The 20631-nt window shown below is 71.6% G+C and carries 8 protein-coding genes; 4 read left to right on the top strand and 4 right to left on the bottom strand.

What is annotated here, in order from left to right; all coding sequences use genetic code 11:
• The first annotated feature begins 97 nt into the window (after nucleotides 1-97).
• Together ACFY36_RS02905 and ACFY36_RS02910 are read left to right on the top strand one after the other, a co-directional pair.
• The gene (locus ACFY36_RS02905; RefSeq protein WP_499744181.1) at nucleotides 98-11980 is read left to right on the top strand and encodes a hemopexin repeat-containing protein; all 11883 of its coding nucleotides are present in this window, start codon (nucleotides 98-100) and stop codon (nucleotides 11978-11980) included.
• A gap of 15 nt (nucleotides 11981-11995) precedes the next feature.
• Entirely contained in the window at nucleotides 11996-12637 is a 642-nt protein-coding gene (locus ACFY36_RS02910; protein ID WP_499744182.1) for a hypothetical protein, read from the top strand.
• Here ACFY36_RS02910 and gad read toward each other — a convergent pair whose 3' ends face one another.
• From gad to ACFY36_RS02925, 3 genes are read right to left on the bottom strand one after another with little or no spacing between them, the layout of a single operon-like run.
• Nucleotides 12638-13942: a glutamate decarboxylase gene (gene gad, locus ACFY36_RS02915; protein WP_499744846.1), complete on the bottom strand. Its 1305-nt coding sequence runs from the start codon at nucleotides 13940-13942 to the stop codon at nucleotides 12638-12640.
• Nucleotides 13857-14594 carry a hypothetical protein gene (locus tag ACFY36_RS02920; protein ID WP_499744183.1) on the bottom strand — a complete coding sequence of 246 codons (738 nt, stop codon included), beginning with the start codon at nucleotides 14592-14594 and terminating at the stop codon, nucleotides 13857-13859. Before ACFY36_RS02920 ends, gad begins: the two co-directional genes overlap by 86 nt.
• A gap of 58 nt (nucleotides 14595-14652) precedes the next feature.
• Nucleotides 14653-15009, bottom strand: coding sequence for a nuclear transport factor 2 family protein (locus ACFY36_RS02925; RefSeq protein ID WP_499744184.1), 357 nt, complete (start codon nucleotides 15007-15009; stop codon nucleotides 14653-14655).
• A gap of 107 nt (nucleotides 15010-15116) precedes the next feature.
• Between ACFY36_RS02925 and ACFY36_RS02930 the strand changes: the two genes are divergently transcribed.
• Both ACFY36_RS02930 and ACFY36_RS02935 read left to right on the top strand, forming a co-directional pair.
• Nucleotides 15117-15641, top strand: coding sequence for an adenylyl-sulfate kinase (locus tag ACFY36_RS02930; RefSeq protein ID WP_499744185.1), 525 nt, complete (start codon nucleotides 15117-15119; stop codon nucleotides 15639-15641).
• A gap of 44 nt (nucleotides 15642-15685) precedes the next feature.
• Nucleotides 15686-16558 (top strand): DUF1295 domain-containing protein, encoded by an 873-nt coding sequence (locus ACFY36_RS02935; protein WP_499744186.1) that lies wholly within the window; start codon nucleotides 15686-15688, stop codon nucleotides 16556-16558.
• On the opposite strand, the gene ACFY36_RS02940 is transcribed toward ACFY36_RS02935, so the two are convergent.
• Nucleotides 16509-20630 carry a DUF4082 domain-containing protein gene (locus ACFY36_RS02940; RefSeq protein ID WP_499744187.1) on the bottom strand — a complete coding sequence of 1374 codons (4122 nt, stop codon included), beginning with the start codon at nucleotides 20628-20630 and terminating at the stop codon, nucleotides 16509-16511. The genes ACFY36_RS02935 and ACFY36_RS02940 overlap by 50 nt on opposite strands.
• Nucleotide 20631: the final 1 nt, after the last annotated feature.

Genomic DNA, 20631 nt, shown 5'->3' on the forward strand with positions numbered 1-20631 from the left:
CTGCGGCTGATTCCTGGCCATTCCTCGACCGGGCGCGGGGCGCCGGAACGATATTGGCGCGCAAGGCCTGCCTGGTTGTCACAGGGGGAGCGCGCGCATGAGTTCTCTGCCCAGCTATCAGCAGTTGTTCGGTGACCTCGATTTCCGGGCCGGCGACGACGCCCGGTCGGTCTGCTCGCCGGCGGCCTATCTGGCCGATCTTCTGCGGCTCGGCGGGGAAGGGCTCGCGCGGCGGCGGCCCGATCTGCGCGGGGTGCCGCTGGACGCCGAGCACACCAATGCCGAGGTGCCCTATCTGGACATCGTCAACGAGGTGCTGGCCGGTGATCTGGTCGCCCGGAAGAAGGCCTTGGCCGAGATGGTGCATCCGCCGGTGCTGCCGTTCGACGTGGGGCATGTCCGGGAGGGCATCGCGCTGCGGCGGCTGGGAACCGATCGGGCCGAGGTCTACCGGGCCTTCACCGACGAGCCCGACGCGGATGTCGCGGCCCGGGCCGCTCTCGGGCTCACCGAGGAGCAGGCCGCGCTCATCACGACCGAGCTGGCCGACGGCGCGCGGCTGCGTGAGTGCCTGGGTGTGGAGGCGGTGGACGGCGATCCGTACGCCGAACTGGACGAACGCGCCGCGCTGAGCGTGACCCAGGCCGAGACCGAGACCCTGATCAGCGTGATCGGCGGGACGCCGCGCACGGCCGCGTGGTTCGAGCGGGCGCACCGTTTCGTGCGGCTGGCCCGGGGGACCGGTCTGTCCCTGGCCGAGCTCGACCTCGTGCTCCGCTCCTGCTGCGCCAACCGGATCGACGCCGCCGCCATCAGGACCATCGCCGGCGTGCTCGATCTTCGGCGCGACCTCGACCGCCCCCTGGAAACCGTGGTGTCACTGGTCGGCGCGGAAGGCACAGTGGAGCCGACGGAAGCCGAGCGGGTCGGTGTGCTCACCGACGCGCTCGGCATCGGCGTCGACGAGCTGTTCGACCTGTTCGAGGCCGGGGGCACCGATGTCGCGGATGTCGTCCGCCTGGCCCGATGGCTGGGTGAGACCGGGCTGACGACCGACGACCTGCTCATGGTGCTCGGCGCCGGCCGCCACCGCGACGACGTGGCGGCGTTCGAGGCGCCCGGCCAGGCCTGGCCCGAGGCGGAGATCTTCGTGTCCGAGCGGTTCGGGCCACGGGCCGCCCAGGTCATCCACGACCTGCTGCCCGAGCTCAGCGCGTACGAGGTTCTCGGCGAGCTGCCCGTGGTGGTGGCCGACGACCTGCTCGGCCTGGGCCTGGACGACCGGCTCGCCACGAAGATCTACACGAACCTGGTGCTGCGCGGCTATCTCGATCCCGACGGCATTCCGCTGACGGGCGAGGAGCCTGTGCTCGCCGGGGACTTCACCGCGTGGCAGCACAGCCTGTCCTGGCTGCTGGCCGATCTCTGGGAGCAGGACGACCTGCCGATGTGCTTCCTGTCGGATCTGCGGGCCCTGGACGGGCTGGACGACGCCGGCCGGGCCGAGCTCTACGACAATCTGATCTTCAACGGGTACGTCGACACGGACGGCCGGATGCTGCGGGCCGACCTGGAGGACGCCAACGCCGACCTCTCCGGCCTGGCCGGGCATGTGCACGAGATTCTGCGGGAGCGGTCGGAGGCCTTCGCCCAAGCCGTGATCCCGCTCGACCCGGTCGAGTTCGCCCCGCTGATCGACGACGCCGAGGGCTGGGACACGCTGCTGCGCAGCATGCGGTTCAACGGGCACCTGGACGACGGGTACGCCTATCGGGACCCGGCCGGGCTGCTGCGGCTCACCCCGGCCGAGTTCACCGTGGACGTCCGTTTCCATCCGCTGCGGCGGCAACTGCTCGACGCCGTCCAGGGCCAGCTGATCCGGGCCCGGGCCGAGATGTCCGCGCTGACCGTCGACGACTTCCGCGATCTGGCCGACGCCGAGGCGGCCCGCCGAGCAATGGACGGCGGGCGGTTCACCGACGCTGAGAACGCGCAGATCACCCTGCGGCTGGCCACCGTGGCCGCCGACGGCGCCCCCTACCGGGCGGACCCGGAGATCGTGCCGGCCCAGGTGCTGATCGACGCCGGCTATCTGACCGAGCAGCTGATGGTCCCGGAGGAGCTGCTCGACTGGTTCGGCCGCGCCCACCACGTCAACGACTTCGTGGTGCCCGAGCTCGGCGACTTCAGCCGCGAGGTCTTCCTGACGCTGCACGCGGCCGCCGTCCAGACGACCGCCGCCGTCGACGAGATCACCGCGACCTTCGCGGCCTGGGAGCGGGCGCAGCGGGACACGCTTTTCACGGCTTTGCAGGACGCGTACGGCATCTCGGCCGCCTCCGCCGAGGCGATCTGGACCGGCATCGCGGGCGATCTGGGCGATCCGGTCACCATGCGCCGGTTCCGCGGCTTCGCCGTGCTGGCCGCCCGCCTCGGCCTGCGACCGGCCGACATCGCCGTCGCCTTCCACGATCAGGATCTGCGGGAGTCGTACGCCGAACCACTGGCCCTGCCGCCCGGCGCGGACGGCATCGACGCCGTCCTCGAGCGGGACGGCGAGCCCACCCTGCTGTTCCGCGGTGACCGCTACTGGGCCTACCCCTCAAGAATCGCCCGTCCCCTGTCCGAGCTGATCGGCCCGCTCGTCTCGGTGGACGCCGCCTTCACCGACCCGGCCGGCACGAGCTGGATCGCCGGCCGCAACCGCGACGGCGTCTCGTCCACCTGGACCCGGGCTCCGGAGCACACCCGCTGGTCGCACCGCACCCAGGAGTGGGGCCGGGTCCGCAACGTCTTCGCCGGGCCGGCCGCCCGCATCGACGCCGCCTTCGTCGACGAGGCCGGGCGCGTCCACCTGTTCTGCGGCGAGCACTACGTCCGCTACTCCGGACCGGACTATGCGCAGGTCGATCCCGGCTATCCGCGCCTGCTCGGCGAATGGTGGGAGGGCGACGTGCACGGCACGTCGCTGCCGCCCCGGTTCCGGGGCACGCTGGACGCCGCGTTCCGCGGCCACGACGGCGTCACCTATCTGTTCGCCGGCGACAGCTTCCTGGCCGTCGGCGGGGAGCCGCGGCCGATCGCCGAGTTCTGGGGCCGCGTGCCGTGGCCGGAGCGCTTCGACGCCGCGTACGTCAAAGGCTCGTCGCTTTATCTCCTCTCCGGTGACCAGGTGATCCGGCAGAGCAACTGCGTGGAGAACGACGGCCTGGGCGCCGACGACGGATATCCGCGCCGGATCACGACCGAGCTGCCGGGCGGGTTCGAGAGCGGCGTCGAGGCCGCCTTCGCCGACGCCGCGGGCGTGGTGCACCTGTTCAAGCAGGGCCGCACCATCGCCCTGGAGCCGGACGGGCCGAGCGCGGCGCCGACCGCCGAACGCTGGGGCGTGCTCGTCCCGGCGCTGCCCGGCGGCCGGGTCGACGCGGCGCTGACCGGGCTGGACGGGCGCACGTACCTGTTCAGCGGCGACCACTACGTGCGCTACTCGGCCGGCGATTACACCGCGGTCGACTCCGGTTATCCGCGGTCCGTGGCCGATTTCGGGCTGCGCCGGGTCACCGCCGCCTTCACGATGGACGGCGCCACCCACCTGTTCGGCGAGGGCGGCCTGCTGTTCCGGGCCCCCAGGGACCCGGACGTGGAGGCGGAGCTGGAGGCCGGGCGCTTGCCGGGCACACTGGCCGGCCTTCTGGAGGACCATGGCCTGGCCGGTACGACGGCGAGCGCACCCTGGCAACTGACGACGACCGGGGGAGCGCGGCTCACGGTCACCCGCGCCGAGAAGCACCTCGAGGTGAGCTGCGAGCCCGGCGCCGACGGCTTCCACGTGCGGTTCAGCGAGCGCCGCGAATACAGCGAACCCGACTTCGGCTACCCGCGCCCGCTCGACGAGGCCTGGTGGAACCCGCCGCTGCCGTCGCGCGGCGCCGCCGTCTTCACCACCGGCGACGGCCGCGTCCACCTGGCGGCCGGCGGCCAGGTCACCACCTTCGACGGCCGCCGCCGCTGGTGGACGCCGCCGCGGCCGCCGGCCGAGCAGTGGGACGGCCTGCCCTTCGAGACCCTGAGCGCCGCGTTCACCGGGATGGACGGCCGCACCTATTTCTTCTCGGGAAGCGACTACGCACGGTATTCCTCCGACCGGCTCGACGACCGCTACCCGGCCCCCACCACCGGCTTCTGGGGCACCGTGGTCAACCACATCGCGCGCACCGGCCGGGTCGACGCGACGCTGGTCGCGGGCGAGCACACCTACCTCTTCTCGGGCGACCAGTTCGTCCGCTACACCGGCGACGCGCGGATCGTCGACCTCGGCTATCCGCGGCTGCTGGCCGACCTGCCGGAGGAGCCGCGTCTCGGCGCCCTGACCGAGGTGCCGGAGACGATCGACGCCGCCTTCGCCGACCGGGGGACCGTCTATCTGATCAGCGGCGGCGACTGCCACGCGGTCTCGGCCGCGTCGCACCGGCGCTACGACAACGCCGTGTTCGAGACGCCGGCGTGCGCCGTCATCGACGACGGGGCGCTGTTCTCGCTCGGCCACTACGGCTGGCGCCGCTACACCTCGATCGAGGGCACCCTCGTCGAGTCGGTCGAGCGGGAACCGCGGCAACTGCGGGGGATGCCGGCCGAGTACCGCAAGGACATCGACGCCGTCCTGCACGGCACAGACGGGAACATGTACGTCTTCAAGGGCGCCAATTGCTGGAACAGCGCCGCCAAGGCCGCCTATCCGCTGGCCGAGGAGTGGGGGCGGGCGCGCAACAACCTGTGGCACGAGAGCGTGGCCGACGCCGGGTTCGTGGCGGCCGACGGGCGCACGTTCGTCTTCAGCGGCGACCAGTTCGTCGTCTACGAGGGGCTGGACTACGCCGACGCGTACGTCAAAGGCCCGTTCCCGGTCGCCGAGCACTTCGCCGGGCTGACCGAGGTCGCCCTCGCCTACGTCTACGACGGTGTCACCTATCTGTTCGAGCCGTCCGGGCGCTACCTCGTCTACTCCGGCAAGCAGCTCGACGAGCCGGACGAGGGCTTCCCGCAGACGGCCGGATCCGATTTCTGGGGCATCCCGCCCGAATATCTGCCGGAGGGCTTCACCCTGCCCGACGCCGTGCTGGCCAACGGCGAGCATCTGCTGGTGCTCATCGGCGACACGTGCCTCACCTACGAGGAGGCGAGCGGCACGTGGGCGGCGCCGCGGCCGCTGGCCCGCCTGTGGCGCGGCATCGGCGCGACCGGCGATCTGCGCGCCGCGTTCGCCGGGCGCGACGGGGCGACGTACTTCTTCTTCGGCCGGGACTTCACCCGCTTCTCCGGCGGGGTCTTCGCCGAGCGCCGCCCGGTGCGCGACCACTGGGGCCTGACCCCGGACGCCTTCGCCCGGATCGACGCCGCCTTCGCCCACGACGGGATCACCTATCTGTTCTCGGGCGGCCAGTACGCCCGCTACAGCACCAGCGACTACCGCTGGACCGACCCCGGCTATCCACGGCCGATCGCCGGCAATCTGAGCGATGAGGACGCCTTCGCGGCGCTTCCGGCGGAGGCGCTGACCGGTGGAGTCGACGCGGTGGTGGGCAACGACCGCAACGTCTACCTGTTCGCCGACGACACCTGCCACGTGCTTTCCCAAGACCAGACCACGACCTTTGATGTACGCCGTCTCGGGCGGGCCAGGAACAACGTCACCGAGCGCGGGCGCGTGGACTCGGCCCTGGTCACCGCCGAGCACACGTACCTGTTCAGCGGGGACCAGGCGATCCGCTACACCGGCGACGACTACTCGCGGGCCGACGAGGGCTTCCCGCTGACGCTGGCCGCCGCCCTGCCCGGCCTGCCACCCGGCTTCCGGAACGGGATCGACGCCGCCTTCCAGGCTCCCGGTGGCGGCGACACCTACCTGTTCGCGGGCGACCAGTACGCCCGCAACGGCGCCGTGGCCCCGCTGGCCGGTGCCTGGGGTGTGCCCCGCGACGACTTCCGCGAGGCCGGGCTCCAGGCCGCCTTCGTCGCGCCGACCGGCGAGCTGTACGCCTTCAGCGGCACCCAGTACGTCCGCTACCCGCTCGACACGTTCGACGTCGCCGAGGACGGCTATCCCCGGCCGATCGCCGGCGACTGGGGCTTCGGCGACCGCGTCGACGGCGCGTTCACCCTGCGTGGCCGCACCTATCTGCTCCGGGGCGACCGCTACGCGCGCTACAGCGACGGCTACGCCGCCATGGACCGCACGTTCCCGCGGCGCGTGGCCGACCGCTTCGCCGACACCGCCGACTACCGCCTGAGCGACCTGCGGCTGATCGCCGCCTACCGCGCGCTCGGGCTCGGCCCGGCCTTCGCCCCCGATGCCCCGCCCCTGGAGGACCCGTACGGGTACGTGGCCGGCGTGCTCGGCTGGGACGCGGCCGAGCTGCGCCGGCTCCGCCGGATCTCCCGCTTCGCCGACGACACCGATCGCCTGGAGCTGGAGTTCCTGGCCCGCGCGGCCGAGATCTTCGCGCTGGCCGCCCGGACCGGGGTCGCGCCCTCGAAGCTGCGCGACGGCGCGTTCCTGACCGCCGAGCTGACCGAGCGTATCCACGACGAGCTGAACGAGGCCGTCCGCGACGCGCTGGTGGCGGCGAGCGGCGGCACCCCCGGCGAGCTGTTCGCCCGGTTCCTGCTCGACGTGCGGGCCGGCGGCGGGCAGGTCACCTCCCGCATCCGTGAGGGCATCGGGGCGGCCCAGCTCTACCTGCACCGCTTCCTGCTGAGCCTGGAGGAGGGGGACGACGCCACCCGCGAACGGATCCGGCAGTGGTGGTCGTGGATGCGCGCCTACCGGCTGTGGGAGGCCAACCGGGCCGTCTTCCTCTATCCGGAGAACTACGTGCGCCCGGAGCTGCGCACCACCCGTACGCCCGCCTTCAAGACCCTGGAAAGCGACCTGCTGCAAGGGGAGATCACGGCCGAGACGGTGGACCGGGCCTATCGCCGCTATCTGGACGAGTACACCGAGGTGTCCCGGCTGACCATCGCCGGCGGCTACGTCTACACCAAGGACCAGCTCGCCGACGGGCCGCGCCGGCTCATCCTGTTCGGCCGCACCAAGACCGACCCGCGCCGCTACTACCACCGGCGGGCCGAGTTCGGCCGTCAGGCCGCGACCTGGGAGCCGTGGCAGCCGGTCGGGGTGCGCATCGACGCCGACCGGGTTCATCCGGTGCACGCGTTCGGGCGGGTCTTCGTCTTCTGGACCATCATCGAGACCGTCGTCGACGTCAAGGCCACTCAACGGGTCCGGATCCGCTACTCGTTCCAGGATCTGACCGGCGGGTGGGTGCCGGAGCAGACGCTCGGCGACAGCCCGCTGCACGAGGGTGCGATCTCCGGCGTACGGCTGCTGGTCCTGCCCCGCATGAAAGCCGACACCGGACGGATGTCCGTCCTCGCCTCCTGCGCGTACACCGTGACGCCCCCGGAGGGCGCGGCCGTGGATGCCCGGCTGCTCTACGACCTCAATCCCGAGCTGTACGCGGACCAGCTGCCCGCGGACACCGCGGACAATCTCGACGCCGTCACGGCCGACCGGGTCGCCGAGATCTTCCTCGACCCCGTGGACCCGGCCGCCGTGGTCCGCCTCGACGCGCCCGCCGGCACCGACGTGTGGCCCTGGTTCAGCGTCGATCACAAGGGTGGCAGCTTCCTGTGCCGTCCCATGACCGTGACGCCGGAGACCGCCCCGGAGCTGCCCCTGGCCGGCAACGAGGACGGCCTTCCCGCCCCCGGTCCCGAGTGGACCGCGGTCGACGCCGCGGTCGCGCTGCCCGGTGGCACCCGGCTGTTCTTCGACAACGCCGGCCGTCGCTACTCCGTGGGAGGCGCGATCGACGCCATCGCGCCCCGCTGGGGAACGGCCCGTCAGGTGCTGCCCATGCCCGGCCCGGTCGACACCGTCCTGGTCCGTGGCGACCGCACCTTCGTCTTCAGCGACGCCCAGTACGTCGCGTTCACCGGCACCCCGTTCGAGCGCCCCGAGCCCGGCTATCCGCGCGACATCGTCGGCAACCCCGACCAGATCCCCGATCTGGACCGGATCGACGTCGCCTTCGCGACCCCGGACGGCGTGGAGTACTTCGTCTCCGGCGCCAACTGGGTCACCTCCGAGGCGCCGGGCACCAGCCGGCCCCTCGCCGAGCTGTGGCGGCACGGCACCGAGCCGTTCACGCTGCGGACGGTGCTGGTGACCGACGACGCGACCTTCTTCATCGGCGGCGGGCGCTCGCTGCGCTTCCCGCATCCCGGGCGGCGCGACCGCGGCGCGCCCTTCGGCGAGCCGAGCGGCGACGGCATCTCCGTCAACGCGCGATTCGACGTCGTCGCCCGGCGCGGCCAGACCACGTACTACTTCGAGAACGAGAACAACGAGTACGTGCAGAGCGTCCCACGCCGCCGGGACGTCACCCGGCCGATCCACGTGCCCAGCGCCATCGTCACCGCGCAGGCCGTCGACGCGGCCTGGGTGGGCGGCGGGAAGCTCTACCTGACCCGCGGCGACGAGTACGTCCGCTACACGCTCGACGGCGACACCGTGCCCCCGCTGGTCGACGACGGATATCCCGCGAAGCTGCCCCGCGCCATCGACACCGTCCTGCCGCGCGGCACCGACATCTACCTCTTCAGCGGCGCCGACTACTGCCGGATCGCCGCCACCACCGAGCCGGACCGGCTGCCCGATGGTTCGCCGGTGGCGGGGGCGTGGGCCGAGCTGACGCCCTTCAGGGCGGCCCTGCCCGGCATCTTCTTCCTCGGCCCGAACGCCTACATCAAACACGACGTCACCCTGGACGTGCCCCGCCCGTACGAGCTGTCCCGCCTGCCCTTCGAGATCGTCCGGCTGACCACCGGCACCGCCTCCGAACTCAACCGCAAGCTGCTCTCCGGCGGGGTGGGCGCCCTGCTCGACCTGAGCACCCAGGAGACCGACGAGGTCCCGCTCAGCGTCGACCCGGCCGACGTCACCGCCATCCGGGTCAACGACGACCTGGTCGACGACGACCGCCTGCCCAGCGGCTCGCACCTCGACTTCCGCAGCGCCAACGGCCTCTACTACTGGGAGATCTTCTTCCACGCGCCGGTGCTCATCGCGCAGGCGCTCAACCAGGCCCAGCGCTTCGAGGACGCCCGCCGCTGGTTCGAGTACGTCTTCGACCCCACCGATCCGCGCTCCTGCTGGCGCTTCCTGCCGTTCCTCGCGGTCGACCCGGGCGAGCTGGCCGACGGCCTGGCCGAGCTGCTCACCCGCGTCCGCAAGGCCGGGTCGTCGACCACCAGGACGCAGACCGCCCTCGACCCGGTGCTGACCGCCCTGCGCGACCTGGCCCCGGCGGTGGCGCAGAGCCGCGACCCGCGGACCCCGGCCGAGCAGGCCGCCCTGGTCACCATCACCGACCCGGCGAAACACCGGGACATCGCCGACGCCGTACGGGCCATGCTCGCCGTCAAGACGGTCACCCCGGCCCGCCGCGAGGCGATCGAGCGGTTCCGCGAGGCAACCCTGCTCGCCGTCGAGACCGGCACGCTGTTCGACGCCGTGGGCGACCGGGAGAGCCTGCTGCGGGCGTACCAGGACGACCCGTTCGACCCGCACGCGGTGGCCGGGCTCCGGCCGGTCGCCTATCGCCGGGCGGTCGTGATGGCGTACATCGACAATCTCCTCGATTGGGGTGACATGCTGTTCCGGCAGTTCACCGCGGAGACGGTGGACGAGGCCCGGATGCTCTACGTGCTCGCCCACGACCTGCTCGGCGAACGGCCGGAACGCCTGGCCACCCGGCTGCTGCCGGCCCGCACGGCGGCCGGGCTGACCGAGCAGGACGTGCTCGGCTTCCTCACCGGCGGCGGCACCCTGCTGGCCGGGGCCGGCGAGGCGCACGCCGGGCTGACCGATCCGTACTTCACCATCGGCGAGAACCGGATGTTCGCCGCCTACTGGGACCGGGTCGACGACCGGCTCGCCAAGATCAGGGCCTCGCAGGACATCCTCGGCGTCGCCCGCTCCCTGCCGCTGTTCGCGCCGCCCCTGGACGCCGCGGCCCTGGTGGCCGGCGTGGCCGACGGCGCGGCGCCGGCCGAGATCGCCGCCGCCTCGGCCGCGGCCGTGCCGCATCTGCGCTTCGCGGCCGTCCACCGCCAGGCCCGCGAGCTGGCCGACCGGCTCACCCAGTTCGGCGGCGAACTGCTCGGCGTGCTCGAACGCGGGAGCGCCGAGGAGCTGTCGCTCCTGCAGAGCCGTCAGGAGCAGGCGATCCGGGCCATGGGCCGCGACATCCGGCTGGCCCACGTGCGCGCCGCCGAGCAGAACCTGGCCCAGCTCACCGTGAACCGCACGGCCGCGGCCGGACGGATCACCCACTACGAGACCCTGCTCGCGACCGGGCTCACCGTGCTGGAGACGGCCGAGCTCGAGGCCATGCGGCACGCCGGGAACCTGCACCTGTCGGCCGGCGTGCTCAAGGGCGCCTCCGCGCTCGCGCACGTCGTCCCGCAGTTCTCCCTCGGCCCGTTCATCCTCGGCTCGGAGACCGGCGGCGAGCAGGCCGGCTCGTCGCTGGACAAGTTCGCCGAGACCAGCGAATCGCTCGGCGAGGCGTTCAGCATGATGGGCGAGGCGCTCGGGCGGCAGGCCCAGCACGAACGCCTCACCCAGGACTGGACGCTGCAGGCGGCCACCGCCCGCAGCGACGTCCTCCAGCTCGACCATCAGATCGCGGCCGCCAGCGAGGAGGTGGCGGTGGCCCGGCGCGAGGCCGAGATCGCCGAGCGGGAGATCGCCGGCCTGGACGAGGTGGCCGCGTTCCTGCGCGCCAAGTTCGCCAACACCGAGCTGTACACGTGGATGGCCGGGCGCATGTCGAGCCTGTACTTCCAGGCGTACCAGCTCGCCTACGACACGGCCTCGGCCGCGGAACGGGCCTTCCAGTTCGAGCACGGCTCGGAGGAGCGCTTCATCGCGCCCGCGTACTGGGACAGCCGGCGCAACGGCCTGCTGGCCGGGGCCGCGCTGAGCGTCGACCTCGACCGCCTGGGCCGGGCCCACCTCGACGACGGCGGCCGCGGCCTGGAGATCACCCGGCAGGTGTGGCTGAGCGAGCTCGACCCGGTGGCCCTGCTGAGCCTGAAGGACAGCGGGGAGGGGGAGTTCGCGCTCACCGAGAACCTGTTCGACCGTGACTTCCCGGGCCACTACCGCCGTCAGCTGCGCACGATCGCGGTGACCTTCATGGACGCCGAGGGGCAGGTGCTCGCCCTCAACGCCACGCTCACCCAGCTCGCACACCAGACGGTCCTGTCGACAGACCCTTCGGCCGTACGTCATCTGCTCGATCCCCAGGGCGTGGCGCCGTCCACGGTGCGCGGGGACTGGCGGGGCGGCCAGGAGATCGTCCTGTCCGAGGTGGACGCCGGCCAGCCGAACAACGGGCTCTTCGAGCTGAGGTACGACGACGAGCGCTACCTGCCGTTCGAGGGAACGGGCGCGGTGTCGGCGTGGCGGCTGTCCCGGTCGGCGGCCGGCGCTGCGCCGTACGACGTGCTCCTGACCGTCCGCTACACCGCGGAGACGGGCGGGGCGGCCTTCGCCGAGGCGGTGAAGGCGATGCTGAAACCGCATCCGGCGGCCCGGCTGTTCGACGTGGCCCGCGACTTCCCGGCCGCGTGGGAGTCGTTCACGGCCGGCGGCTCACTGGAGCTGCCGTTCACCACCGACATGTTCCCCGGCATGGCCGGCCGCCGCATCACCGGCGTCCTGACCGCCTACGACCTGACCGACGGCGTCCCGGCCCGCCTCCTGCTCGACGGCGAGCCCCTGACCGCGGGCGCCCTGCTGACCCCACCCGGCCTGAGCGTCCGCGACGGCGCCGTCTGGTCTTTCACCCTCGACGGCGACCCCGCCGCCCTCCACAACGTCGGCCTGGTGCTGACGTACCAAGCCCTCTGACAGACGGGAGCAGTCATGCCGAACATCTCCGGGACCCGCCGTCCCAAGGACCCCAAGACGGTGACCCCCGCACCCACCCTGCCGGCAACCACTCCGGTGAGTGCGGTGAAGTGGACGCCGGTCGGGCGCAAGTCGGGGCCGCCCGCCCCCACCAAGCGGACCACCCCGGTGATCGGCATGCGCGCGCAGACGCAGGTCGGACTGCCCCCGACCAAGAGCGCCGCCCCGGCCCTCGCTCCCGCCCCCGCCCTGGCCGGTCCCACGGTCGACCCGGTGACGGACGCGGACGATTCGCTGCCGCCGGCCAAGCGCGCCGAGCCGGCCCTGACCACCTCGTCCGACACCGTTCTCACCCCGGCCGTGGCCCAGCTCATGGCCGACGCCATGGACGTGCCGCACGCGGTGCTCGACCTGGTGTCACAGGGCCGCCACCAGGCGGCCGAGTTCGTCGTCATGGGCGTCCGCACCGCCCTCGAGTCGATCCAGCTGGCCGAGCCGGCCCCGCCACCGCCGAGCCGGTTCGAAACGCTGCGGGCCGCCCTGGCCGACATGCTGGCCAACTGGTCCACGATGACCGACCAGGACATCGTGGACACCTTGAGGGCCATGGCCGACGGCCTCACCGACGACCGTACGGGTCCCCGCTCCATCGGCTGATCAGTGACCGGGCCCGGTGATCATCCGGTTCCGTTCGGTCTCGTGCGCGCCGCCCTTCCTGGCCAGCGTCGCGCACGCCTCCTCGATGTCGCGGGCCAGCGTGTCGACGTGCTCGCGGCTCATCGTCTCCTTGACCAGGGCGCGCATGATCGTCACGTTCTGCGCGTCCGGCGGCAGCGTGTAGGCCGGCACCATCCAGCCCCGCTCGGCCGCCAGCTGCCAGGCCAGGTCGAACTCGTCGAACCCGTTGTCGGCGGCGAGCCGGAACGCCACCAGCGGCAGCTGTTCCTCGTCCGGCCCGATCAGCTCGAACAGGCCCATCTTGGCCAGCTTCTCGCCGAGCGTACGGGCATTGGTCTGCATGTTCTTCATGATGTAGGCGTAGCCGGCCCGGCCGTAGCGGACCAGGTTGTAGTACTGGGCCAGCACCATGGCCGAGCCGGTGGAGAAGTTCAGCGTGAAGGTCGAGTCCGTCTTGCCGAGGTAGTTCTCCTTGAAGACCAGCTCGTCGGCCAGGTCGGCGCTCTCCCGGAAGATCAGCCACCCGATGCCGGGGTAGACGAGCCCGAACTTGTGCCCCGACACGTTGATCGAGCGGACCTGTTCGAGCCGGAAGTCCCAGGCCGTGCCCGGATAGAGGAAAGGCCACACGAAGCCGCCGCTGGCCCCGTCCACGTGCAGCGGAACGTCCAGCCCGCGCTCGCTCTTGATCCGCACCAGGAGCTCGTTGATGCCCTCGATGTCGTCCTTGTGCCCGGTGAACGTCGTGCCCAGCACGGCCGCCACGCCGATCGTGTTCTCGTCGACGAACGGCTCCACGTCGTCCGGCCCGATCGTGTACTTCCCGGGCCGCAACGGCACGATCCGCGGCTCGACGTCGAAGTAGCGGCAGAACTTCTCCCAGACGACATGCACGTCGCCCCCGAAGACCAGATTGGGTACGGCGGTGGGTGAGCCGCCCCGGCGTTTGCGCCAATTCCACTTCAGCGAGAGCCCACCCAGCATGATCGCCTCGGACGACCCCTGGGTCCGCGCCCCTGTCGTCTCGCCCGGCGCGTGGAACAGGTCGGCCAGCATCCGGATGCACCGCTGCTCGATCTCGGCCGTCCGCGGATATTCCGCGTGGTCGATGAAGTTCCGGTGCAGGTTCCCCGCGATGATCCGCTGCGCCTCGGGTTCCATCCAGGTCGTCACGAAGGTGGCCAGGTTGCGGGCCGGGTCACCCTCCAGGGCCAGGTCCTCGGCGACGAGGCGGAACGCGTCCTGGGCCGTCATGCCGTCCGCCGGGAACGCCCGGGTCGGCACTTCGTGCGTGGCGAATCGATTGCCGTACAGGGCGGCGTCGGCCGGGCCGGTCATGAGATCTCCTTCGCAACGGGTGGACGGGTATCAGCAGAGCGGCGCCGACCAGGAAGCAGACGGCGCCGAGCAGCGTCCCGGCGAGATCGACGCGGATGTCGAGCACCTCACCGGAGCCGGGAAGCACATACGCGGCCAGCGCCGCGGTCATGAAGAAGGCCGAGCCGGCCATGTTGAGCCAGGCGATCCACCGGTCCCGGGCGCTGGCCCCGGCGCCGCCGACGGCGAGCACGCCGAACACACTGGCCACGATGAACAGCGTCGACCCGACCAGGTCGGGCCGCCAGACATGCCGGTCCTGCTGCTGAACCGAGAGGTTGTGGACGAGCGCGACCAGCGTGCTGACGTTGAACAGGATCGTCCCCGGAAACTGGAAGACCGCGGCCAGCCAGTTCCGGTCACGCCGTCCCGTGGCCCGCGCCTGCATCAGCTGGAGAAACGACGCCGAGGTGAAGAAGATCGAGCCGGCGAAGTACGTCAAGGCGTCCGCGTCGGCCCCGACGGCGTCCGCATAGGCGGGCACCGACCCCACGACGAAACAGGCCGACCCCACCACGAACAGCCCGCCGATCGCGGCGTTGAGTCGATCCGGGCGCATTGGCCCATGCAATGCCGGACGTCCGCCCGGCACATCATCCGAGGCGGATGACCGTCGGTCAGGCGTCCAGAACCGTGTAAAGGCTCTTGATCAGCCCACCCTCGACGATGCAGATGTCAACGCCGCTGACCACAGGCGCCGCCCCTTCGGGCCCGAACTGCCAGGCGAGCATGGTGAGATCCTGCACGACGCGAACGTCCCCCACGGGCGCGAACACGAACCCGGGCGCCTTGTCGAGCAGGCCTTGCGCCTTACGGCCGAGCGCGTCCCACCCCACGACCACCTCATCCGGATCGGCGAAGGTGACATCCTCGGCGTACGTCTCCCGAATGGCCGCCGCCCTCTTCTCCGGGTCACGCTCCCCGAAGACTTCGAGCAGGTTCCGGCGAGCAAGTTCGATCTTGGCCTCAGACATGGGCGCAACAGTACGCCGCCACGGCCGAAAGCGGCCCTGACCGGCCAAAGCTCATTGGTCGGCAATGACCAGGCCCGGGGCTGCCGTATGTTGCCGGAGTGGATCGATTGTCTGTCTCGCCGGGCCGGGCGTTATTGCTCAATGGCACCGTCGGCTCGGGCAAGACGTCGGTCGCCGAGGCGATCGGGGACCTGCTCACTCGGGCCGGCGTCGCCAACGCGGTCGTCGACGTCGACTGGCTGCGCCGGTCGTGGCCTCACCCTCCGGAGGATCGGTTCAACGGTGGGATGGCCTTGCGCAACCTGACCGCTGTCGCCCACAACTACCTCCAAGCGGGCGCCGCGCGGCTTGTGCTCGCCGGCGTCATCGAAAGCCGGGCGGAACGGGATGCCTATCAGGCCGCGGTGACGGTTCCGCTCACGGTCTGCCGCCTTCGCGTCGAGCTCCCCACGGTCCGGCAACGCCTCATCCGGCGCCATGACGACGACGATGTACTGCGCTGGCACCTCGAGCGGTCCGGCGAACTGGATCAGATCCTCCGGCGGGCGGGGACCGAGGATGTCGTCGTCGATGCCACGACGACATCCATCCGTGAAACCGCCGAAGCCGTCATCGCCGTGATCAACTGGTAGCCGGCGCGGCAGGACTCGAGCTCGTCGATGCGAGGATTGCTCGGATGAGGGACCGGGGGACGGGGTTCGCGGTCGTGGTGGCGGTGTATGCCCCGGCCGGGGGTGTCGCTTGGGGTGCGGTGGAAGCGGTCGGCGGGGCGCCTCCGCTCGTGGTGACGCTGGTCGCTGATCTGGTGGCCACCGTTGCCGTGTTTCTGGGGAGTCTGGTTGTGGGGAACGCCAGCCTCTACGACCCGTACTGGAGTGTCGCCCCTCCGGTTGTCGCTCTGGTCTGGGCCGGGCCGGTCGATGCTCCGCAACTGGCCCTGCTGGTCGTGATGGGGGTCTGGGCAATTCGGCTGACCGCCAACTGGGCCGTCTCCTGGCGTGGCCTCGGGCACGAGGACTGGCGCTATGTCCGGCTCCGTGAGCAGGCGCGGGTGCCGTTCTGGCTGGTCAGCCTGGTCGGTATTCAGCTGGTGCCGACGCTTGTGGTGTTCGCCGGGATGCTGCCGGTCTGGGTTGCGCTGACGAACGAGGAGCCGTGGGGTCTGCTCGACAGCGTCGCCGTGGTCGTCGGTTGCGGTGCCGTCGTGGTCGAGGCGGTCGCCGACCGGCAGGTGCGCCGCTTCACCGCCGATCCGGGCAACCGGGGCAAGGTGCTCGACCGCGGTCTGTGGCGCTGGTCGCGGCACCCCAACTATCTCGGCGAGATCCTGTTCTGGTTCGCCATGTGGCTGTTCGCGCCGGCGCCGTGGTGGACGGCGGCCGGTCCCGTCGCCATGGTTCTGCTGTTCGTCTTCGTCAGCGTGCCTCTGATGGATCGCCGGTCGCTCGGGCGGCGGCCGGGGTACGCCGACTACATGCGGCGCACCCCGGCCCTGCTGCCTACCTTCCGGTTTCGGTCGGGTCGGCCACCGGCTTCGCGTCGCTCGTGATGCCGACGCCGTGCAGCACCGGTGAGGCCCCGCCTCGGGTCAGCTCCACCCGGTACTGCGCGTAGCGCGATCCGCCCACGACCCGGTCACCCTCGCCCACGGCCTTCCAGCCGGTCCAGCCACTGCCTCCAGGGCTTGAGGTGCTTCCCGTACGCACGTACAGCCGCACCGAAGCACCGACCGGCACCGACGCCTGGTACGACAGCCGGTCCCAGGTCACCATCTGCTTGGCGTCGAGCACCCGCGACACCATCGACCCCTTCCGTGCGTTTCCGTTCAGCCGTACGCCCTCGGTGGTGACCGTGACCCCGCTGGCCTTCCCGGTACGCAGCCCGGCCTCCGTCCAGTCGGCCACGCCGGCCGCGCTCGAGACGAAGGTGGCCGCCGGTGACACCGTCACGTTCCCGGCCGGGTCGGCGCTGCGGATCCGGTACCGGTACGTGGTCAGCGGTTTCAAGCCGGTCACCGTCGCGGTGTGCTCGCGGCCGGCCGGCCAGTCCTGGCCGTCCACCTCGAGCGTCGTCTCGGCCGGCTCGCTCGTGCGCCACGACACCGTCGCCGTCCCGTCCGGCCGGGGCTGGACCGCGATGTCCGTGATGGCCGGGGCGGCCTTGTCCGGCGCCGCGGTCACCTGTCGCCGGGGCGCCGGCGCGATCGCCGCCGCGGTGGATCCGTAGGTGGCGACGTACGCGCCCGGGGAGGCGGCGTACATCCCGTACTCAATTCCCTTGATCGTGGTTCTGGTGAACGGGACCGGGGAGCCGGCCCGGGTCAGGGTGGTCAGCGATCGTCCGTCCGGGCCGAGCACCGGCACCATGCCGGTCAGGCCGTTGGCGCCCGTCCCGACGTTGACCGTGAACGAGAGCTCGTTTCCGGACCAGGCGATTGCGGAGTACGACGACGCGTTGCGCCCGTCGAGCCAGGCGAGCATCTGCTTGGCCGTGATGAGCGGCACGCCGCGTTCGCGGGCCGAGGCGAGCACCTGATCGCTGTCGTACGTGGTGGCGTTGTCGGTGTGCATGTTGGCCGTGAACGCGCCGTAGTAGCCCTCCGCCCCGAGCGCCCGGTCCAGCAGCGTGTCCACGGTGAACGGATAGCTCTGCCCGGACTCGTCGGTCATCTGGGTCGCCGCCTGGTAGACGTCGATGAGCCCGCCCGTCTTGGGGGAGAAGCGCATCGGCATGCCGGATCCGGTCATGAAGCCGGGCCGGTCGGCCACCCACGAGCCGGGCCAGTAGTAGTAGTTGGTGTCGAGCCGGATCCCGTTGGCCGCCTCGATCGTGGCCTGCGACGACCAGTCCGACCAGACGATGCAGTGCGTCCGGTTGGTGACCGGCCCGCTCACGCCCGGGTAGCGGCCGCGCCACGAGCTCAGCTGGCTGGTGTAGAAGCCGCTCAGCGTGCTCGCCGTGTAGTCACCGCAGTTGGTGGTGACGTGCAGGCCCACCTCGAAGCCCCGCGATTGGTACGTCGAAGCCTGACCTCCGGTCAAGGGCGAGGCGGGATAGACGTACGACGTGAAGCGCGCGCACTGCCAGTCGTCGACCACGCAGTTGGCCGGGCTGTTGGCCGTGTACTGGTCGAAGCGGCCGGCCGTGCCGCCGACGCCGTGGTCGTCGCCGGTGGCCACCACGACCGCCTTGAGGCCGCGCGGGAAGTACCAGAACCTGGGCAGCGGCTTGCGGTCGAGGTTCATCCGGCCGATCAGGTTGGCCAGCAGCCGCTGCTGCTCGTCGGCCTGCGGGATGGCCGCCTTGGACAGGTTGACCCAGTCGGTGGAGCTGCCGCCGAAGAACAGGTCGTCCGAGCGCCGCGGCGAGGAGCCGTCGCGTTCCTGGCCGTCCCAGGCCGGGTTGCCCTGCCGGGTGTGGACCAGCGACTGCGGCAGGTCGTACGTGAACGCCGCGGCCTGCCCGCCGTTGGCGCCGACGTTCGTCAGCGAGACGGCCGGGTTGGTGGTGGCCGTCGTCGCGTTCGAATAGAGGGTGGCCACGGCCTGGGCGCCGTTGAGCGTGTACCGGTCGGCCGTGCCGTGGTACTGGATCGTCTGCGTGGTGATGCCGCTGGTGTCGGCCTTCAGGTAGCCCTCGGCCAGGGTGCCCGTCGTCGAGGTGAGGCCGAGCAGCCCGGCCAGCTGCTTGTCGGGGCGCATGGCGATCAGGTTGCCGCCGCCGTCGACCCAGGTGGTGAACATGGCGACCTGGGCCGCGGTGAGCGCGGTCGATCCGAGCAGCACCACGTCGTACTGGCTCAGCGTGGTCGCGGTGACCGCGGACAGGTCGGCCGTGGTGAACTCGTTGAGGCCCTCGGTGCGCAGCACCTCGGCCAGGAAGGGTGTGAAGCCGCTCGGCGGGCGGACGAGCAGGATCGGGCCGCCGGGACCCTGGTCGGGCGGCGGCGGTGGGGCCGCCCCGGTGGTGAAGGTCCAGGTCACCGGTGTCATCACGTTGCCCGCGGCATCGCGGGCGTCGCTGACCGAGACGGTGTACGAGGTGGAGTAGGCCAGCGTGGCCGACGGGGTGAACGTGGCCGTGGTGCTGCCGGCGTCGTAGGCGGTGGTGCCGGTGACCGCGCCCGACGGCCCGGTCAGCGACATGGCGACGGCCGAGACCGGCTCGTTGAAGGTGGCGGTGACCGCCGTGGTGGCGGCCACGCCCGAGGCGCCGGCGGCGGGGGAGCGGGCGGCCAGGCCGGGCGCCACGGTGTCGGTGGCCGCGGTGTTGTAGACGACGTCGACCCAGTAGTTGGTGTTCTGGTAGCTCGCGGTCGGGTACGCGCTCGCGCCGTACCGGTAGACGCCGTTGTTCCCGGCGATCGTGCTCAGCGGGCCCCGGGTGACGGCCGAGGCGAGGCCGTTGACCGTGGTGGAGTAGAAGCCCGTGTCGGTGTGGTACGACGCCACATAGGTCGTGTTGGCGGTGACCGCGACCGGGTTGGGCAGCGTGGCCGTCTGCCAGCCGGTGGCCGTCTCGCCGGTGAAGGTGACCGTGGACAGGCGGGTGCCGGCGGTGCTCCAGAGCGAGCCGGTGTGCGTGCCGGTGTTCCCGGCGCCCTTGTAGAACTTCAGGCCGGTGATGAAGCCGGCCGCGTTGGCCCGGAACCGGACGCCGAGCTCGACGGCGCTGTTGTCGGCGGCCGCGGCCACGGCCGGGGTGGCGGTGGACGGCCAGATCGAGCAGGGGCAGGCCGAGCCCGCGCTCCCGGTGGTGAACGACCAGCTCACGGGGGCCATCGTGTTGCCGGCGGTGTCCCGCGCCCCGCTGACCGTGGCGGTGTAGGACGTGGACGCCGTCAGGGCGCTCGCCGGCGCGAGACTGACCGTGCGCGTCGCGGAGTCGTACGTCGTCGTGCCGTTGACCGTCGTCGTGCCGGTCCGCAGCGCGAGGGCCACCGTGCCGGCCTGGAGTGGCTCGTTGAGGGTGGCGCTGATCGTGGCCGTGGTGGCCACGCCCGAGTCGCCCGAGGCGGGGCTGGTGGCGGTGACCGTGGGCGGGGTGGTGTCGGCCGCGCTGGTCTCGAAGACGACGTCGACCCAGTAGTTGGCCGACTGATAGGTGTTGGTCGGGAAGCCGCCGCCGGTGCCGTACCGGTAGACGCCGTTGGCGCCGTCCTCGCCGTCGCGCAGCGCCCGCAGCGGGGAGTTGCCGACGCCGGCCGTGGCGAACGCGCCGTCGTCGCTGGCGTAGCGGCCGTTCGGTGCGTAGTACGACGCGACATAGGTGGTGTTGGCGCTGATCGCGACCGGGGCGGCGAACGTGGCGGTCTGCCAGCCGGACGCGGACTCCCCGGTGAAGGTGACGGTCCCCAGATTCGTGCCGGTGGCGCTCCACAAGTGGCCGACGTGGGTGCCGGTGTTGGCGCTGCCCTTGTAGAAGCGCACGCCGGTCACGAAGCCGTCGGCGTCCGAGCGGAACTTCACGCCGACCTCGACTGCGGCGGTGTCGGCCTCCGAGGGGTTGGCCGGCACCGCGGTGGTGGGCCAGATCGAGCAGGGGCAGGTGGCGGCCTGGGCCGCCTGCGGCACGACGAGCAGGGCGGCCACGAGGGCCAGGACCATCACCAGTTTTCTCAAC

This window comes from Actinoplanes sp. NPDC000266, assembly GCF_042899005.1.
Taxonomy (GTDB): Bacteria; Actinomycetota; Actinomycetes; order Mycobacteriales; family Micromonosporaceae; genus Actinoplanes.

Excerpts from the sequence above, each read along its gene's own strand:
- ACFY36_RS02905 (WP_499744181.1), top strand. The coding sequence starts at position 98 with ATGAGTTCTCTGCCCAGCTATCAGCAGTTGTTCGGTGACCTCGATTTC.
- ACFY36_RS02910 (WP_499744182.1), top strand. The coding sequence starts at position 11,996 with ATGCCGAACATCTCCGGGACCCGCCGTCCCAAGGACCCCAAGACGGTG.
- ACFY36_RS02920 (WP_499744183.1), bottom strand. The coding sequence starts at position 14,594 with ATGCGCCCGGATCGACTCAACGCCGCGATCGGCGGGCTGTTCGTGGTG.
- ACFY36_RS02925 (WP_499744184.1), bottom strand. The coding sequence starts at position 15,009 with ATGTCTGAGGCCAAGATCGAACTTGCTCGCCGGAACCTGCTCGAAGTC.
- ACFY36_RS02935 (WP_499744186.1), top strand. The coding sequence starts at position 15,686 with ATGAGGGACCGGGGGACGGGGTTCGCGGTCGTGGTGGCGGTGTATGCC.